Origin of the sequence: Sphingomonas pseudosanguinis, from assembly GCF_052056765.1 — a bacterium.
Lineage (GTDB): Bacteria > Pseudomonadota > Alphaproteobacteria > Sphingomonadales > Sphingomonadaceae > Sphingomonas > Sphingomonas pseudosanguinis.
This window is the reverse complement of record NZ_CP189888.1, coordinates 3379430-3396880: the sequence shown is the minus strand read 5'-3', so window position 1 is coordinate 3396880 and position 17451 is coordinate 3379430. Positions and strand designations below refer to the sequence as shown.

Below are 17451 nucleotides of genomic sequence, written 5' to 3'. Positions count from 1 at the left end.
CAGCGAAGCTGGTGGAGGGGTGTCCCGCTATCGAGAGGAGTGCCCCTCCGTCAGGCCTTCGGCCTGCCACCTCCCCTTACAGGGGGAGGAATGGTTTGGGCGTCAGTCGCCCTTGCCGGGTTCCGGGCTGAAGAACTGTTCGTACTTGTTCTCGACGCCCTTCATCGCATCGGCGTCGGGCGGCGTCTGGTCCAGCTTGCGCGTGACGTTGGGCCACTGCGCGGAGAAGGTGGTGTTCAGCTCCAGCCACTGCTCCAGACCGCTCTCGGTATCGGGCAGGATCGCCTCGGCCGGGCATTCCGGCTCGCACACGCCGCAGTCGATGCATTCCGACGGGTTGATGACGAGCATATTCTCGCCCTCATAGAAGCAGTCGACGGGACACACCTCGACACAGTCCATATACTTGCAGCGAATGCAGGCATCGGTGACGACGTAGGTCATGACAACTCCCAAGGTACGAAGGCGTGCTGCTATGCCGCGTGCGGCGATCCGTCAACGCTTGAAACCGGAGAAGTGACCAGATCGCAATAACAGGCGCGTCCCTCGGCCGGGGGGCCGCGCCGCACGGGCAGCGACTCGACGCGCAGCACGCGGACGTCGCCGTGATGCGCGAAGGTCAGGATGCTGCCGATCCGCACCGGGGCATGCGCCCGGTCGATCGCGCGACCGTCCATGCGGAAATGCCCGTCGCACGCCATCGCCTGCGCCGTCTCGCGCGACTTGGCGATCCGCGCCCACCAGAGGAAACGGTCGAGCCGCATCGACTCGGGGGCGGGGGCGCGAGTGGTCATGGGGTGGGGCGATCCTTTCTGTGGGGGAGGGAAGACATGCGGAATCCCATTCCTCCCCAAGCTGTGCTTGGGGAGGGGGACCATCCACAGGATGGTGGAGGGGCAGAGGCTTGGCGATGACCTTCGTGGCCTGACGCGAGCCGTGGGGCATTACCCCTCCACCACCGCTTCGCGGCGGTCCCCCTCCCCATCGGAGATGGGGAGGAATGGAGGAATGGCATCACGGCGTCCGTCCCCAGTCGGCGAGCGCGGCGAAGGCGTTGCCGGGGCGCGCCTCGACCCGCGGGGCGGGGCGGGCAGGCGGGCGGCCGCGCCAGATCCAGCGGACGGGTTCGCTCTCCCCGCTACGGATCTTGCGGAAGCCCAGATCGCCCATCAACCGGTCGAGCGTCGCCGCCTCCAGTCCGATCGAGGTGGCGAGCGACGCATCGGGGGTGAATGGTCCGCGCCCCGCACGCGCATCATGCGCGGCGCGCGCGATGCGTTCAACCAGATCGACGCGCACCGCCTGCTCCCCCAGTGGCCGATAGCCCGAGGCGACGCCGCGCCCCGGCTCGTCGCGCCGCAATATCGTCGCGCCCGGTCGCGCCAGATCGGGCGTCTGGCCCCAGAGCGTCATCAGCGTGCGCCGCCAGGCGGCGGCACCGGGCTTCAGCAGCCGGGGATCGAATATGTCGAGCGTACCGATGGTGATGCCGAGGGCGCGCAACCGCCGCCGCTCGTCGGGGGACAGCGCATCGATCATCAACCGCAGCGGCTGGCGCGGCACGATGCCGCCGGCATCCTCCAGCGCGGCGGCGACGGCGCGGATCGCGGGCGACGCCTTGGCCTCGCGCGCCAGCGCTGCCAGCCGGACCAGCGCGGGCAATTGCCGGTCGAGCGAACGCGCCAGCCACGCCTCCAGCCGCGCCTTCACCCTGTCGCGCATCGGCTGCGACAGGCAATCCAGGTCGCGCTCCAGCCTGATCACCGGCCGTCCGAGCGACGCACCCGCCGCCAGTCGCGCGACGCCATGCCCGTCCCAGACCAGCCGGTCTTCGGCAAGCGTGAAGGCATCATGCTCGGCGGCGATCAGCGCCTCGGCACGGCGGCCACGTTCGGTGCCCAGCCGCTTTTCCGCCGCCGCCAGCAACAGTCGCTTGTCGTTCGCCCGCGCCCCCGCCTCGACGGTGAAGCGGAACCCCTCCAGCCGACCGATCGGGTGGTCCTCGACCAGCACCTCGCCCTCCGGCCCGATGGTGACGGGCAGCGCGCCGGCATCCGCGCCGATGCGGCGGATCAGCGCGGTGGTGCGCTTGTCGACGAAACGCTGGGTCAGGCTGGCATGGAGGCCGTCGGACAGCCGCTCCTCGATCTCGCGGGTGCGCTCGGCCCAGTGGCGCGGGTCGGCCAGCCAGTCGGCGCGCTGCGCGATATAGGCCCAGCTGCGGATCGCGGAGAGGCGGCCCGCCAGCGTCTCGACATCGCCCGCCATGGTGTCGAGCCGCGCGATCTCGTCGGCGAACCATTGGTGTGGAACATGGCCCAGCCCTTCGGAGAGATGGCCGAACACGCGCGAGACGAAGCGGGCATGGGGATCGAGGCCGACTTTGCGGAAATCGGGGATGCCGCACGCCGCCCAGAGCCGCGCGACCATGGCGGGCCGCCGCACCCGGTCGCGGACCCAGGGTTCGTCGGCGAGTCGCTTGAGCACCTGCAAATCGGTGGCGAGGGGGGCGGCGCGGAGCACACCGGGTTCGGGCTTGCGCTCCAGGCTGGCGATCAGCGCGTCGATGCTCAACAGGTCGGGATCGCCCTTGCGCCAATAGAGATGGTCGAGCCGGGGGAAGCGATGCTCCTCGATCGCCAGCACTTCTTCGGGGAGAAACGAGTCCGGCCCTTCCTCGGCCAGCGCGCCGAAACTGCCGTCGCGGTGGTGCCGCCCGGCGCGTCCGGCGATCTGCGCCATCTCGGCGACGGTCAGACGACGGCGGCGACGTCCGTCGAACTTGTGCAGCCCGGCAAAGGCGACATGCGCGACGTCCATATTCAGGCCCATGCCGATCGCGTCGGTGGCGACGAGATAGTCGACCTCGCCCGCCTGGAACATCTCGACCTGCGCGTTGCGGGTGCGCGGGGACAGCGCGCCCATCACCACCGCCGCGCCGCCGCGCAGGCGCCGCAGCATCTCGGCGACCGCATAGACCTCCTCCGCCGAGAAGGCGACGATGGCGGAGCGCTTGGGCAAGCGGCTGATCTTCTTCGCGCCCGCATAGGTCAGCGTCGAGAAGCGCGGCCGCGCGATGATCTCGGCATCGGGCACCAGCGCGCGGATCATGGGTTTCAGCGCTTCGGAGCCGAGGATCATCGTCTCGTCACGGCCGCGCTGGTGCAGCAACCGATCGGTAAAGACATGACCGCGCTCCAGGTCCGCGCCCAACTGCGCTTCGTCCAGCGCGACGAAGGCGACGTCGCGGTCGGGCATCGACTCGGCGGTGCACAGGAACCAGCGCGCATCGGGGGGAACGATCTTTTCCTCGCCGGTCACCAGCGCGACCTTGTCCGCGCCCTTGATCGCGACGACCCGGTCATAGACCTCGCGCGCCAGCAGCCGCAGGGGAAAGCCGATGATGCCGCTGCTATGCGCGCACATCCGCTCGATCGCGAGGTGCGTCTTGCCGGTGTTGGTCGGCCCGAGAACGGCCGTAACGGCGCCCGATACGCGGCTGGTCATGCCCCCTACATCGGGCTTCGCGTGGCCGGTTGCAACGGCATGGAGCAAGACGGTCGACCGATGGCGGGATTCGGCCCGAAGCGGCCACGCCCCGTCGCAGCATGCGGCGCCCAAGCGGTCGCATGGTTTGACTTTGCCCCGCCCGGCCATCAACCAGCATGGCAAGCGCCGGGGGGGATCGGCGACGCCCATCGACACTCACGGACGTAACCGATCTTTCGCATGTTCCTGGCTACCGACGACGCATCCTATCTCTCCGGCGGCACCGCCGCGCGCACGCTGGGCGGCGCGCTGGCACCCGCGTCCAAACCCCGCCCGTCCGGCTGGCGCCAGATGCTGCGCGAAATCGACTGGGTGCCCGATCTGGGCACGCGGATCGGCAGCCGCGACTGGTGGCGCGGGCTGGCGACCTGCACCGCGCTATGTGCGACGACGATCGCGCTGTCGCCCGGCCTCCACCGCCCGATCATCGGCGAGTCCCCCGCACCCCTGAGCGGCGAGGTTCGCGAGAATGCCCGCGCCCAGGCGATCGCGCCGCTGGCGCTGGGGGCCGATACCGGTCGGCACGCGGTGGCGAACGCGATGGTCGCCACGCTGGCCGAAGCGCCTGAGCGGCCGATGATGCAATTGTCCGCGACGGTCGGCGCGGGCGACCGGCTGGCCCGCGTGCTCCAGCGCGCCGGCGTCGCCAAGGATCAGGCGCGGGCGGCCGCCGATCTGGTCGAACAGGCGACCGACGGTGCCGACATCGCCTCCGGCACCCGCGTCGCGCTGACGCTGGGGCGGCGGCCGAGCCGGACGGTCGCACGGCCGCTCGAACAGATGAAGCTGCGTGCGCGCTTCGACCTGGCGGTGACGCTGACCCGCGCGGGCAAGGGCTTCACCATGACCGAGCAGCCGATCGCGATCGATCGCACGCCGCTGCGCCTCCAGGGGCTGGCGGGGTCGAGCCTGTACCGATCGGCCCGCGCCGCCGGTGCCCCGGCCAAGGTCGTCGAAACCTATATGAAGGCGCTGGCCAGCCGCATGTCGGTCGGTCGCGAGGTCAAGCGCGCCGACAGCTTCGACCTGATCATCGAGCGTGAGCGTGCCGCCACCGGCGAGACCCGGCTCGGCCGGCTGCTCTATGCGGGCCTCGATCGCGGCGGGCGCAAGGTGCAGCTGGCGCGGCTGCCCGGCGAGGACGATGGCGACTGGTACGACGTCAATGGCCAGAGCCAGAAGCGCGGCGCGATGGGCATGCCGGTCGCAGGGCGGATCACCTCCTCCTTCGGCAATCGGATGCATCCGGTGCTGGGCTTCATGCGGATGCACAAGGGGCTCGACATCGGCGCCCCGCGTGGCACGCCGATCCATGCGATCATGGACGGCGTCGTCCAGTTCGCGGGCCGTTCGGGCGGTTATGGCAATTTCGTCAAGCTGATGCATGGCGGCGGCGTCGCCAGCGGCTATGGCCATATGAGCCGCTTCGTCGTCCGCTCGGGCGCGCGGGTGAAGCAGGGGCAGGTGATCGGCTATGTCGGCTCGACCGGCATGTCGACCGGCCCGCACCTGCACTGGGAAGTGTGGAAGAACGGCGCGACCGTCAATCCGCGCAGCCTGAAGCTGTCGAGCGTCGCCGCGCTGTCGGGCGCCAAGCTGCGCGCCTTCCGCCACGCGGTGCAGCAGCTGCTGTCGGTCAAGCCGGGCCGGTAAGGCACCGGCCAAGGCGGGTCAGCGCCCGCCCGAGCGCCAGCGCGCGACCGTCGCGTTCAACACGCCTTCGCCCGCCGCACGGTCGGTCCACAGCGCGGTGATCGGCATATCGCCCGAGGCGGGGCGCTTGCCGTCCTCCAGATTGTCGAAGCTGGCGCGCACCGGAAAGGCCACGCCCTCGCCGCACAGGATCGCCTCGCGGTTGCGCAGCGCCGACATGGTGTCGAGCAGGCCGCGCCCGCCCTCGGGCATGGCGGCGGCGACCATCGCCTGATCGCGGTCGTTGTTCAGGCGCATGGCGATGATGGTGCCGCACTGCGACAACACCCCTTCGGCCAGGTCGGAGGGACGCTGCGTCACCAGGCCCAGCGAGACGCCGTATTTGCGCCCCTCCTTGGCGATGCGCGCCAGGATGCGCCCGACCGCCGACCCCTGTTCGGCGCGCGCGGGGATGTAGCGATGCGCCTCCTCGCACACCATCAGCACCGGGCGCCGCTCCTCGGGCCGCGCCCAGACCGCCTGGTCGAAGATCATCCGCGCCAGCACCGCGACGACGACGCTGGTCACCTCGGACGGCACGCCCGACACGTCGATGATCGAGATCGGCCGCCCGTCGCCCGGCATGCGCAGGATGCGGCTCAGGAACGCGGCCATGGTATCGCCGACCAGCATGCCCGAGAACATGAAGGCATAGCGCGGATCGCCCTTGATCTCGTCCAGCTTGGCCTTGATCCGCTGATAGGGTGCGATCTCGCCCGCGCGGTCCAGCTTGCTCATCTCCTGGGTCAGCGCCGCGCCCAGATCGGACAGCAGATAGGGGATGGGCGTGTCGACGGTCACGCGCGGCACCTCGGCGGCGGCGCGGCTGCGCGTCCGCGCGGCGAGCAGGCACTTGGCGAGGATGTCGACCTCGATCTGGCGTTCGGCGGGGCTGGCCGACAGCAGCATCTCGCAATGCTCCTCGAAGGTCATCAGCCAATAGGGCATGCGCAGATTACCGACGTCATGCACCTCGCCGGTGGCGCGGAAGGCGGTGGCATATTCGCCGTGCGGGTCGATCATCACGACATGGCCGCGCGGCGCCATCTCGCAGATGCGGTGGAGGATCAGCGCGGTCGCGGTCGACTTGCCGGTGCCGGTCGACCCGACCAGCGCGAAATGGCGGCCGAGCAGCGCGTCGATGGTCAGTGTCGCGGGCACGCTGCGCGCCGGATAGACGGTGCCGATGCGGATGGTCGGCGCGCCCCGGCGATCGTGCATCGCGGCCAGTTCGGCGTTGGTGATCGCATGCACCGCCGCGCCGGGCAGCGGATAGGCGGTGACGCCGCGTCGAAAGCCGTGAAGCGTGCCGCTCCCCGCCTCGCACCAGCCCTCGCCGATCAGCTCGACCTCGGTCTGGATCGCGGCGGGATCGCTGGCGGGATCGAGCGACATGTTGCGGATCGTGCCGATGATCCAGCGATCGCCGCGCCGGATCTTGATCGGCATCGCCACCTGTCCCGCCGCCGCCAAGACCGGGTCGGCGTCTCCGCCAAGCGCGCTCACCGCCTCACGGTCGAGGACGATCCGCGCCGTCGATCCACCGACCGCCAGCAGCCACCCGATCACGGGCGTATCGACCGGCAAGGCCGAGGCGTTCGGAAAGGCGGGCAGGGGGTGGGACATGGGCGGGGCCGTGACGCTCAGGGGAGGAGACAAGCCTCGCGATAATCGGGAAAACCTAAAGATATGGTGTCGTTACACCCGCCGCGCGATCCACCCCGCCGCCCAGCCGAGCAACACCGACAGCGCCACCGCGGTCAGCCCGTACGGGATGGCGGCACGGTCGGCGGCGCGCGCGACGAACCGTTCGAACCCCGATTTGCGGATGTCGATGTCGCGCACGGCGGCGGCCAGCACGCGCCCGTCGCGGATCAGGAAGGTCTCGGCGGTGAAGCGCCCCACCGGCACGCGCGCGGGAATGGTGACGCGCGCACGGTAGAGCACGTCGTCGGTGATCTCGACCGCGCTTGGCGCCTCGACATACAGCCCCGCGCGGCGACGCTGGTCGACCAGCCCGGCCTGGAAACGCGCCTGCACATCGGCGGGCGCGTTGGAGGCGGGGGAGAGCTGAAGGCTGTCGAGCCCCAGTTCGTAGATGGCGCGGGTGCGATCGTCGACGATCCGGCCGATCGGCCGTGACGAGGCGATGGCGTAGAAGGACGGCGCCGACTGATAGCGCAGCCGCCCGGCATTGACCCAAAGCCCCGCGATCTTCTCCTTCTCACGGATCAGGATCGACTGGGTCGGCCCCTTGACCACGACGACGATGTCGGTCGGCTTGTCGTCCTGCGGCGGGCGGCCGCCGGGATAGAGGATCGCGCCGAACAGCAGCAGCTCGGCACCGGTGAAGCTGTACGCGATCTGGATGTCGCGCTGCGACACGTCGGGGACCAGCACCGGCTTGGCCTGCGCCATCAGCAGCGGCGACAGCAGGGCGAGGACAGGCGCGAGCCGCGTCATGACAGCTGGACCGTGAAGATCTCCTCGGGCCGCCAGACGAGGCCGAGCAGGATGCGCAGGCCGACGAGCAGCACGATGACGGCGAGTGCGAGCCGCAGATATTCGGGCTTCACATTGGTCGCGAACTTGGCGCCCAGCTGCGCCCCCGTCACCGATCCGATCAGGAGCAGGCCGGCCAGGACGATGTCGACCGCCTTGGTGGTGGTGGCATGGACCATCGTCGCCGCCGCCGTCACGAACAGCGTCTGGAACAGCGAGGTGCCCAGCACCACCCGCGTCGCCATGCCCAGGATATAGATCATCGCCGGCACCAGCACGAACCCGCCACCGATGCCGAGCAGGATGGTCAGGACGCCGGTGAACATCCCTAGCAGCAAAGGCGCGAGCGGCGAGATATAGATGCCCGAGGCGTAGAAGCGGGTGCGGAAGGGAAGGGCGGCGACCAGCGGATGGTGCCGCCGCCGCGCCGCCCGCTGCGCCACGCCGCGCCGCGCCGCGATGATCGCGGTCAGCGCCTCGCGCGCCATCACCGACCCGATCCAGCCGAGCATCAGCACATAGACGATCGCGATCACCGTATCGATCTGCCCGCTCGCCTGGAGCAGGCGGAAGATATAGGCGCCGATGAACGACCCGATGATGCCGCCCGCGACCAGAACGCCGCCCATCTTCACGTCGACCCCGCCACGCTGCCAGTGCGCGAACACGCCCGACACGCTGGCGCCGGTCACCTGGCTGGCGGCTGAGGCGGCGGCGACGGTTGGCGGAATGCCATAGACGATCAGCAGCGGCGTGGTCAGAAAGCCACCGCCCACCCCGAACATGCCCGACAACAGACCGACACCCGCACCCAGCGCGATGATGACCAGCGCATTGACCGACAGGTTGGCGATGGGAAGATACAGATCCACGCCGGCCGTTATAACCGCATGGGCGGAAGCGACCAGAGCCATCCCGATATTCATCCCATTCCTCCCCTGCAAGGGGAGGGGGACCATCCGAAGGATGGTGGAGGGGTGTCCCCGGTCGCGGGTTGAGGCCGATCTCTCCAGCCGGGACACTCCTCCGTCAGGCCTGCGGCCTGCCACCTCCCCTGCAAGGGGAGGAAAAAGCGGGAATGCCAATCGTCCTTAGAGCGGGATAACGTCAGTTTGACCCAAGCCGTCATTGCGAGCGTAGCGAAGCAATCCAGAGCGTCTTGCCTGGACACTGGATTGCTTCGCTACGCTCGCAATGACGAATCCACCTCATGTCATCCTTCTCTAGAAGGAATGCCGATCGTCCTAGAAATCGCCGCCGATCGACAGCGCGGGGCCGGACCCCGGCGCGGCGCTTCCCGCCACCCGCTGTCGCCAATCGAGCGACAGGCGCAGCCTCTGGCCGGCGACGGGCAGAGCGATGCCCAGCGTCGGCCCGACATCGAAGCGCTTCGCCCCGCGCTGGGCACCGCCCCAGGCGCCAAGCCCCAGATCGATGTCACGGGTGAGGGCGATGGTCGCACGCACCGCGCCGTCCGCGAACGGTTCGGCACGGTCGCGCAGCACGCCGCCCGCCTGGGCATAGCCCGCCGCCGTCACGCCGGGCAGGACGTCGCGTGGCCCGAAACCGGCAACGGCCAGAATGGCGGGGCCGCCTTGCCCGCGATCGAGCGCGATCCGCTGTTCGACCAGCAAGCGGACGGGCAGGTGCGGCGATGGTCGCCAGTCGACCCCCACCGCCATCTCGCGGCCGATACCCTCGATCGGCGTGGAGAGGCGCAGACTGGCCGACAGCGCGCCCTCTCGATCGATCCGGCGCAGGATACGCACCCCCGCCTGGGTTCCGCCAAGCTGTCCGCCGGGCAGCAATCCGCCGCCGCCGCCCTGAAGCAGGATCGCCCAAGCGCTAGCGCTCCAACGGGACGGGGATGTCGGCGTAACGGGGAGTGCGGGAATCGCGTCGGGCCAGCTTTGCGGCCTCGGCGAGACATCGGACCAATCCTCCAGGGGCGGCTGATACGACGGAAGTGCGGCCGACCGAGTGACCGGCACCAAGCCGGACGACGGGGCCGGGACGGCGCGGCGGGGACGCACCGCCAGGACCGGCGTCGCCACCGGGGCGGCCACGGCGGCAGCGGCCTTGGCCGCCCCGGGCCGCTTCGACGCATGATAGGTCGGCACCGACGACGTCCCGATCGGCAACAGAAAGGCGACCCGCCCCAGCGTCCACAGGCCGAGCACGCCGCCCAGGAACCGGATCGGCCGTCCGCTCATGGCTGGAGCGACAGGTCCGGAAAATGATGCTTCGTCTTGTCCCACACCGCCGGCCGGCCGCGCAGCACGAAGACATAGCGGATCAGCGCACGCGGTGCCGCCGCCAGCGCGACGAAATTGCCGATGACGAAGCGCGGCAGCGACCATAAAGCCTCGCGCCAGCCATAAGCCCGCCCGGTAAAGGCCATGCGCACGACCAGTCGCCACCACAGCAGCATCGCGTTGATCGCGAACAGCCACCACAAGGCGGGTGCCAGCGGCGGCACGGGCGCATCGATGATCCACCGCGCCACGATCGCGCCGGCATCGGCGAACAGCCCCAGATAGGCCGCCGCCAGCACCAGCATGGCCAAGGGCCCGCGCCGGTCGCGCAGCCGCCACCAGTGATCGCCCAGTGCCATCGGCCGCGCCCAGCCGGTACGATCCCAGCCGATCAGCGCGATGCCAGTCATCCACCGCGCCTTTTGCCGCACGGCGGCCACCAGATCGGCGGGAAAGAAGGCGCGCACCGCCACCACCCCGCCGCGCGTCCCGTCGGCGACGCGCGCGAACAGCCCCTCGCCGCCCAGCTCGGCGATGCGCAGGCCCAGTTCGTAATCCTCGGTCAGGCTGGTCGCATCGAACGGATCGCCCCCGCGCGCCGCCGCGATCGCCGCCAGCATCGCCGGCGCGATCGCGCAGCCCGTCCCCGCCAGCGGCATCCCCGCACCGATCCAGGTGCGGACGACCAGCTGCTTATGGTGGCTCTCCGCGAACTCGTCGGCGTAATGGCCCGACACCAGCCGCGATCCCGGCACGACCAGCGGCAGGACGGGAATCTGCACCACCGCGCGTCCCTCGATCAACGAATCGAAAACCGTCAGTTCCGCCGGATGCACGACATCCTCGGCATCGTGGAGGACGATCGCCTTGACCGCAAAGCCCTCCGCCGCCTGGTCGCGGGCGAGCGCATGCCACAGCGTGTTCAGGCAATCCGCCTTGGTCGTGGGTCCCGCGCGTGATCCGATGACCAGCCGCACCCGATCGTCCCCTTCGGCGATCTCGGCGGCCGCCGCGATGGTCGCCGGATCATTGGGATACAGCCCGACATATAGCTGGTAATCCGGGTGATCGATCCGCTCCAACGCGGCGGACAGCATCGCGCCGATCACCCCCGATTCGTCCCAGGCGGGAATGAAGACGACCATCCGCCCCGGCTGGCTTGGCGGTGGCAGCGCGTCGCAGCGGACCGGGCGGGCATGCCGGCCACCGATCCGACGCACCAGATACAGAAGGTCGACCAGCAGATCGTCGAGCCCGCCGATCAGCAGTCCGGCCGCCGCGAACAGCGACAGCTCGCGCGCGACGACATCGATGCTTCCGATGATCCCACCCATTCGGCTTGCTCCCCCACGCCGATGCATCCGGTGTGCGGGCCGCAGGCCGTCCGTTCAACGGGATTCTGCGCATCGATTTGAAACAGCGGCGGCAACCGGAAAATTCTGCCCGGAAATCAAGCCCGATCAAAGGTTGCGATCCGTGTTGCGCTGCAACATATGACAGCCGAAAGGACATTCTCTTGGCCAAGACATTTTCTCCGGGCGTCGTTCATGCCGCGCTGGCCGTCGGCGGCTTCGCGATCGGCACGACCGAATTCGCCGCGATGAGCCTGGAGCCCGACCTCGCGCGTGGCCTCGGCGTCGATGCGCCGACGGCGGGGCATGTCATCAGCGCCTATGCGCTGGGCGTCGTGGTCGGCGCGCCGTTGCTGGCGGTGCTGTCGGCCAGGCTGGCGCGACGCACCTTGCTGATCGCGCTGATGCTGATGTTCGCGATCGGCAACGGCCTGTCGGCGATGGCCCCCGATTATCACTGGATGCTGGTCTTCCGCTTTTTCAGCGGGTTGCCGCACGGGGCCTATTTCGGGATCGCCGCGCTGGTCGCGGCGTCGCTCGTTCCCGACGAGCGGCGGACGATGGCGGTGGGGCGGATCATGCTCGGCCTGACGGTCGCGACCGTGATCGGCGTGCCGCTGGCGCAGATGCTGGGCCAGTGGCTCAACTGGCGCTGGGTGTTCGGGGTCGTCGCCGCGCTCGCCCTGCTGACCGCGACCCTGGTCGCCATCGCCGCGCCGCAAGACCGACCCGATCACGGCGCCAGTGTCCGCCGCGAGCTGGCGGCGCTGGGCAAGGGGCAGGTGTGGCTGACGCTGGCGATCGGCGCGATCGGCTTTGGCGGCATGTTCGCGGTCTATACCTATCTGGCGTCGACGCTGACCGAGGTCACGGGCGCGTCGCAGACGACCATTCCGCTGGTGCTGGCGGTGTTCGGTCTGGGCATGACGATCGGCAATATCGTGGTGCCGCGCTTTGCCGACCGCGCGTTGATGCCGACCGCCGGCGCGCTGCTGCTCTGGTCGGCGGCGATGCTGGCGCTCTATCCGCTGGCGGCGGGCAGCTTGTGGACGATCCTGCCCAATGTCTTTGCGATCGGGCTGGGCGGGGCGCTGGGCACGGTGCTGCAGACGCGGCTGATGGACGTGGCGGGTGAGGGCCAGGGGCTGGCCGCCGCGCTCAACCATTCGGCGTTCAACACCGCCAATGCGATCGGTCCCTGGGCGGGCGGCATGGCGATCGCGCATGGGCTGGGCTGGACCTCGACCGGCTATGTCGGATGCGGGCTGGCACTGGGCGGGTTCGTGATCTGGCTGGTTGCGATGCGGTTCGCCGGAGACACGCTCAACGCGCCAGCGGATCGATCGAATCGCCCGGTGCTGTCGCACTGAGGCTTTTCGCCACCGCCTCCACCCGCTCCATCACGCGCAGAATGTTGCCGCTGGTCAGGCGGATCAGGTCGGCATCGCTCCAGCCGCGCCGGACCAGCTCGGCCAGTACCAGCGGATAGCCGTCGACGCCGGTCATCCCCTCCGGCCCGGTGCCGTTGATCCCGTCATAGTCGCCGCCGAACCCTACCGTGCCGTGACCGGCCACGCGGGCGATATGCTCGATATGATCGGCGACCATCGCGGGCGTCACGCGCGGGGGCGGGTTGGCGTCGTCCCACGCGATCAGCGGTGCCGGGCTGCGGAAGCCATAGACATTGGCGGGCACACCGACCGACCTGGCATAAGCGGTACGCTTCGCATCCCAGGCGCGCCAGTCGCTCGACAGGAAGGCGGGATAGCAATTCACCATCACCACGCCCCCGCTCGCACCGATCCGGCGGAGCAGCGCATCGGGAATGTTGCGCGGCGCATCCGCCAGCGCGCGGGCGTCCGAATGCGAGGCGATGACCGGCGCCTTGCTGGTGTCCAGAACCGCCGCCATCGTCGCGTCAGAGACATGCGCGACATCGACGATCATGCCGATCCGGTTCATCTCGGCGACCACCGCCCGGCCGAAGGCGCTGAGGCCGTTGGCAATGGGAGCATCGGTCGACGAATCGGCCCAGGCCAGGCTGCGGCCATGGGTCAGCGTCAGATAGGCGACGCCGAGCGCCTTGTACTGGCGCAGCACCGACAGCCGCCCGTCGATCTGATGGCCGCCCTCGACGCCGATCAGCGAGGCGACCCGGCCGCTGCGCGAAAGGCGGCGAATATCCTCGGCGGTGCGCGCCATTGCCAATCGCTCGGGATGCGCCGCGACCAGCCGGTGTACGCGGTCGATCTGCTCCAGCGTCATCTCCACCGCGCGCGGGCCGGTGACATCGGCGGGAATCCACACCGACCAGAATTGCCCGCCGACCCCGCCGCGTTTCAGTCGGGGCAGGTCAGTCTGGAGCGGATGGAGGAGGGTGGCGGTATTGGCGGCGAATGCCGGCGATTCAGGCGGAAGGTCCGAGTCGCGCAACTCCCATGGCAGGTCGTTATGCCCGTCGACGATCGGCGCGCGGGCCAGGACAGACTCGATGCGGCGCGTAATCGCGGGATCGGCGGCCTGGGCGAGCAGGAGCGCGATCAGCATGTTGGTCGCTGCTCGAATCGGGTGAGGCTGGGATCGATTTCGTGATCGTGGGGCAGGACCAGATCGACCCGGGCGGCGGGCGGGCCGTCTGTGGCGTCGGCGATCATCTGCGCGACGGAGGCGTCAGAGCCTTGAATCATAGCCTCGACCGAACCGTCCGCGCGATTGCGCACCCATCCGGTCAGCCCCAGCGCCTCGGCGCGGCGAAGGAACCAGTAACGATACCCGACGCCCTGCACGCGCCCGGTGATGCGAGGATGACGGCCGATCATGTTCGCGACTGTCGCGCGGGCGGATGGGAAAGGAAAGTTCCTATTCCTCCCCTGTAAGGGGAGGTGTCCCGCTATCGAGAGGGTGACACCCCTCCGTCAGGCCTTCGGCCTGCCACCTCCCCTTGTAGGGGAGGAATGATGGTTCGCGCAGAGGCGCAGAGAACGCGGAGAATACGAAATCTTCTCTGCGCCCTCCGCGCCTCTGCGCGAACGCATCTCAGACCTTGTCGGTCAACTCCGGCACGACGGTGAACAGGTCCCCGACCAGACCGATGTCCGCCACCTGGAAGATCGGCGCATCCTCGTCCTTGTTGATCGCGACGATGACCTTGGAGTCCTTCATCCCCGCCAGATGCTGGATCGCGCCCGAGATACCGACCGCGACATAGACTTCGGGTGCCACGATCTTGCCGGTCTGCCCGACCTGATAGTCGTTAGGGGCATAACCCGCATCGACCGCCGCGCGGGATGCGCCGACGGCGGCACCCAGCTTGTCGGCGAGCGGGTCGATCAGCGCGTGGAACTGCTCCTCCGAGCCCAGCGCCCGACCACCCGAGACGATGATCTTGGCGCTGGTCAGCTCGGGGCGGGCGCTCTCGGCCTTTTCCGCGCCGACGAAGCGGGACTTGGCGGCATCGCCGGTTGCGGCGACCGCCTCGACCGTACCCGAACCGCCCTCGGCCGCTGCCTTCTCGAAGGCGGTGGTGCGGACGGTCAGGACCAGCTTCTTGTCGCTAGTCTTCACCGTCGCGATGGCATTGCCCGCATAGATCGGGCGGGTGAAGCTGTCGGGGGCCTCGACCGACAGGATGTCGCTGATCTGCATCACGTCGATGAGGGCGGCGACACGCGGCGCGATGTTCTTGCCCGTCGTGGTCGACGGGGCGAGGAAGGCATCGTGATGACCCATCAGCTCGGCGATCAGCGGCGCGACGTTTTCCGCTAGTGCGTTGGCGTACGCCGCGTCATCGGCGACATGGACCTTGCCCACGCCCGCGATCTTGGCGGCAGCCTGCGCCACGCCGTCCACACCCTGCCCCGCGACGATCAGGTGGACCTCACCCAGCTTGGCCGCCGCCGTGACGGTCGCCAGCGTGGCATCCTTGACGGACCCGCCGTCATGCTCGACCCATACCAGCGTCTTCACTTGGCCACTCCCAGTGCTTTCAGTTTCTCGACCAGTTCGTCGACCGAGCCGACCTTGACGCCCGCCTGGCGCTTGCCGGGTTCGGCGACATGGGTGATCGTCAGGCGCGGCGCGATGTCGACGCCGTAGTCGGCGGCGGTCTTGGTCGCCATCGGCTTGGACTTGGCCTTCATGATGTTCGGGAGCGACGCATAGCGCGGCTCGTTGAGGCGAAGGTCGGTCGTGACGATCGCGGGCAAAGTCAGCGCCACCGTCTCCAGGCCACCGTCGACCTCACGCGTGACGTTGGCGCTGTCACCGTCGATCTCGACCTTCGATGCGAACGTCCCCTGCGCCCAACCGAGCAGCCCGGCGAGCATCTGGCCGGTCTGGTTGTTGTCGCCGTCGATCGCCTGCTTGCCCAGGATCACGAGGCCGGGCTGTTCCTCTTCCACGACCTTGGCCAGCAGCTTGGCGACGCCGAGCGGTTCGACCGGCTGGTCGGCGGTGATGAGGATCGCCCGGTCCGCGCCCATGGCGAGCGCGGTGCGCAGCGTGTCCGCGGCCTTGGGCTCGCCGATCGAGACGACGACCACTTCGGTCGCCGCCCCCTTCTCCTTCAGCCGGATCGCCTCTTCCACCGCGATCTCGTCGAACGGGTTCATGCTCATCTTCACGTTCGCCAGATCGACGCCCGTCCCGTCCGCCTTCACCCGCGGCTTCACATTGTAATCCAACACCCGCTTCACGGGCACGACGATCTTCATCGCAGGTCCTTCCCGGCTGAACAGCCAAACATGCCGTCGTCTTTGGCGGCGTTGCGAGCGCATCGCAAGAGGTACACCCGACCAACGAAAAGGGGCCCGGACGTTTCCGCCCGAGCCCCCCTTTTATCGGTCCGTCAGGGCCGAAGGTGCGGATCAGGCGACCTTCTGAACCTCGGCGACGATCTTCTTGGCGGCATCGCCCAGATCGTTGGCGGGGACGATGGCGAGACCCGAATTAGCGAGGATTTCCTTGCCCTTCTCGACATTCGTGCCTTCGAGGCGGACGACCAGCGGAACCTGCAGGTTCACTTCCTTCGCCGCCGCGACGATGCCGTCGGCGATGATGTCGCAGCGCATGATGCCGCCGAAGATGTTCACCAGGATGCCCTTCACGGCGGGATCGCTCAGGATGATCTTGAACGCCGCGGTGACCTTCTCCTTGTTCGCGCCGCCGCCGACGTCGAGGAAGTTGGCCGGGAACATGCCGTTCAGCTTGATGATGTCCATCGTCGCCATGGCGAGGCCGGCGCCGTTGACCATGCAGCCAATGTCACCGTCGAGCTTGATGTAGGCCAGGTCGTACTTCGACGCCTCCAGCTCCATGGCGTCTTCTTCGGTGGTGTCGCGCAGTTCCATCAGGTCCTTGTGACGGAACATGGCGTTGCCGTCGAAGCCGACCTTGGCGTCGAGCACCATCAGCTTGCCGTCCTCGGTGACGGCGAGCGGGTTGATCTCGATCTGCTCGGCATCGGTGCCCAGGAACGCGGCGTACAGCTTCGACGCGACATTGGCGGCCTGCTTGGCGAGGTCGCCGGTCAGCTCCAGCGCGGCGGCGACGGCGCGGCCGTGATGCGGCATGAAGCCGGTCGCGGTGTCGATGTCGATCGAGTGGATCTTCTCGGGCGTGTCATGCGCCACGGTCTCGATGTCCATGCCGCCCTCGGTCGAGGCGACCATCGAGACACGGCCGGTCGCGCGGTTGACGAGCAGCGCGAGGTAGAATTCCTTGGCGATGTCGACGCCGTCGGTCACGTACAGGCGGTTGACCTGCTTGCCCGCTTCGCCGGTCTGGATGGTGACCAGCGTGTTGCCCAGCATGTCGGTGGCGTGCGCACGGACTTCCTCGGCCGTCTTGGCCAGGCGGACACCGCCCTTGGCGTCCGGGCCGAGTTCCTTGAACTTGCCCTTGCCACGGCCGCCCGCATGGATCTGCGCCTTGACGACATAGAGCGGTCCGGGGAGCTTGGACGATGCCTCGACGGCCTCCTCGACGGTCATCGCGGCGAAGCCGGCGGGGACGGGCACGCCGAACTTGGCGAGCAATTCCTTGGCCTGATATTCGTGGATGTTCATGCGCTAGCCTTCCGCCTCTCGGGTGGTTCTAGGGAA

General features: G+C 68.9%; 15 protein-coding genes. 2 read left to right on the top strand and 13 right to left on the bottom strand.

Going from position 1 to position 17451, the window contains the following annotated elements; all coding sequences use genetic code 11:
* Positions 1–102: 102 nt before the first annotated feature.
* The 3 genes from fdxA to ACQHGV_RS15550 all read right to left on the bottom strand — a co-directional run bounded on the left by fdxA (position 103) and on the right by ACQHGV_RS15550 (position 3507).
* Positions 103–444, bottom strand: a complete 342-nt coding sequence (fdxA, locus tag ACQHGV_RS15560; protein WP_037568754.1) for a ferredoxin FdxA — start codon at positions 442–444, stop codon at positions 103–105.
* A 29-nt stretch (positions 445–473) separates the two neighbouring features.
* Positions 474–794 (bottom strand): S4 domain-containing protein, encoded by a 321-nt coding sequence (locus ACQHGV_RS15555; protein WP_183951615.1) that lies wholly within the window; start codon positions 792–794, stop codon positions 474–476.
* A gap of 220 nt (positions 795–1014) precedes the next feature.
* The gene (locus ACQHGV_RS15550) at positions 1015–3507 is read right to left on the bottom strand and encodes a helicase-related protein (protein ID WP_440978856.1); all 2493 of its coding nucleotides are present in this window, start codon (positions 3505–3507) and stop codon (positions 1015–1017) included.
* Between the two features lie 222 nt (positions 3508–3729).
* Between ACQHGV_RS15550 and ACQHGV_RS15545 the strand changes: the two genes are divergently transcribed.
* Complete coding sequence (locus ACQHGV_RS15545; RefSeq protein ID WP_440978855.1) at positions 3730–5202, top strand: M23 family metallopeptidase; 1473 nt, start codon at positions 3730–3732, stop codon at positions 5200–5202.
* A gap of 18 nt (positions 5203–5220) precedes the next feature.
* On the opposite strand, the gene ACQHGV_RS15540 is transcribed toward ACQHGV_RS15545, so the two are convergent.
* From ACQHGV_RS15540 to ACQHGV_RS15520, 5 genes are all read right to left on the bottom strand, one after another.
* Positions 5221–6867, bottom strand: a complete 1647-nt coding sequence (locus tag ACQHGV_RS15540) for an ATP-binding protein (RefSeq protein ID WP_440978854.1) — start codon at positions 6865–6867, stop codon at positions 5221–5223.
* Between the two features lie 72 nt (positions 6868–6939).
* Entirely contained in the window at positions 6940–7704 is a 765-nt protein-coding gene (locus ACQHGV_RS15535) for a TIGR02186 family protein (protein WP_440978853.1), read from the bottom strand.
* Positions 7701–8615: a sulfite exporter TauE/SafE family protein gene (locus ACQHGV_RS15530; protein WP_440978852.1), complete on the bottom strand. Its 915-nt coding sequence runs from the start codon at positions 8613–8615 to the stop codon at positions 7701–7703. The genes ACQHGV_RS15535 and ACQHGV_RS15530 overlap by 4 nt, the downstream gene beginning before the upstream one ends.
* A 372-nt stretch (positions 8616–8987) precedes the next feature.
* Complete coding sequence (locus tag ACQHGV_RS15525; protein ID WP_440978851.1) at positions 8988–9956, bottom strand: hypothetical protein; 969 nt, start codon at positions 9954–9956, stop codon at positions 8988–8990.
* Complete coding sequence (locus ACQHGV_RS15520; RefSeq protein WP_440978850.1) at positions 9953–11332, bottom strand: glycosyl transferase family protein; 1380 nt, start codon at positions 11330–11332, stop codon at positions 9953–9955. The genes ACQHGV_RS15525 and ACQHGV_RS15520 overlap by 4 nt, the downstream gene beginning before the upstream one ends.
* A gap of 182 nt (positions 11333–11514) precedes the next feature.
* On the opposite strand from ACQHGV_RS15520, the gene ACQHGV_RS15515 reads away from it, so the two are divergent.
* The gene (locus ACQHGV_RS15515; RefSeq protein WP_440978849.1) at positions 11515–12720 is read left to right on the top strand and encodes an MFS transporter; all 1206 of its coding nucleotides are present in this window, start codon (positions 11515–11517) and stop codon (positions 12718–12720) included.
* On the opposite strand, the gene ACQHGV_RS15510 is transcribed toward ACQHGV_RS15515, so the two are convergent.
* The 5 genes from ACQHGV_RS15510 to sucC form a co-directional block, all read right to left on the bottom strand.
* Complete coding sequence (locus tag ACQHGV_RS15510) at positions 12674–13897, bottom strand: dipeptidase (protein ID WP_440978848.1); 1224 nt, start codon at positions 13895–13897, stop codon at positions 12674–12676. The genes ACQHGV_RS15515 and ACQHGV_RS15510 overlap by 47 nt on opposite strands.
* Entirely contained in the window at positions 13891–14169 is a 279-nt protein-coding gene (locus ACQHGV_RS15505; RefSeq protein WP_440978847.1) for an acylphosphatase, read from the bottom strand. Before ACQHGV_RS15505 ends, ACQHGV_RS15510 begins: the two co-directional genes overlap by 7 nt.
* 217 nt (positions 14170–14386) lie before the next feature.
* Positions 14387–15316 (bottom strand): electron transfer flavoprotein subunit alpha/FixB family protein, encoded by a 930-nt coding sequence (locus tag ACQHGV_RS15500; protein WP_440978846.1) that lies wholly within the window; start codon positions 15314–15316, stop codon positions 14387–14389.
* Complete coding sequence (locus ACQHGV_RS15495; RefSeq protein ID WP_440978845.1) at positions 15313–16062, bottom strand: electron transfer flavoprotein subunit beta/FixA family protein; 750 nt, start codon at positions 16060–16062, stop codon at positions 15313–15315. Before ACQHGV_RS15495 ends, ACQHGV_RS15500 begins: the two co-directional genes overlap by 4 nt.
* 153 nt (positions 16063–16215) lie before the next feature.
* Positions 16216–17415 (bottom strand): ADP-forming succinate--CoA ligase subunit beta, encoded by a 1200-nt coding sequence (gene sucC, locus ACQHGV_RS15490; RefSeq protein WP_007405207.1) that lies wholly within the window; start codon positions 17413–17415, stop codon positions 16216–16218.
* Positions 17416–17451: the final 36 nt, after the last annotated feature.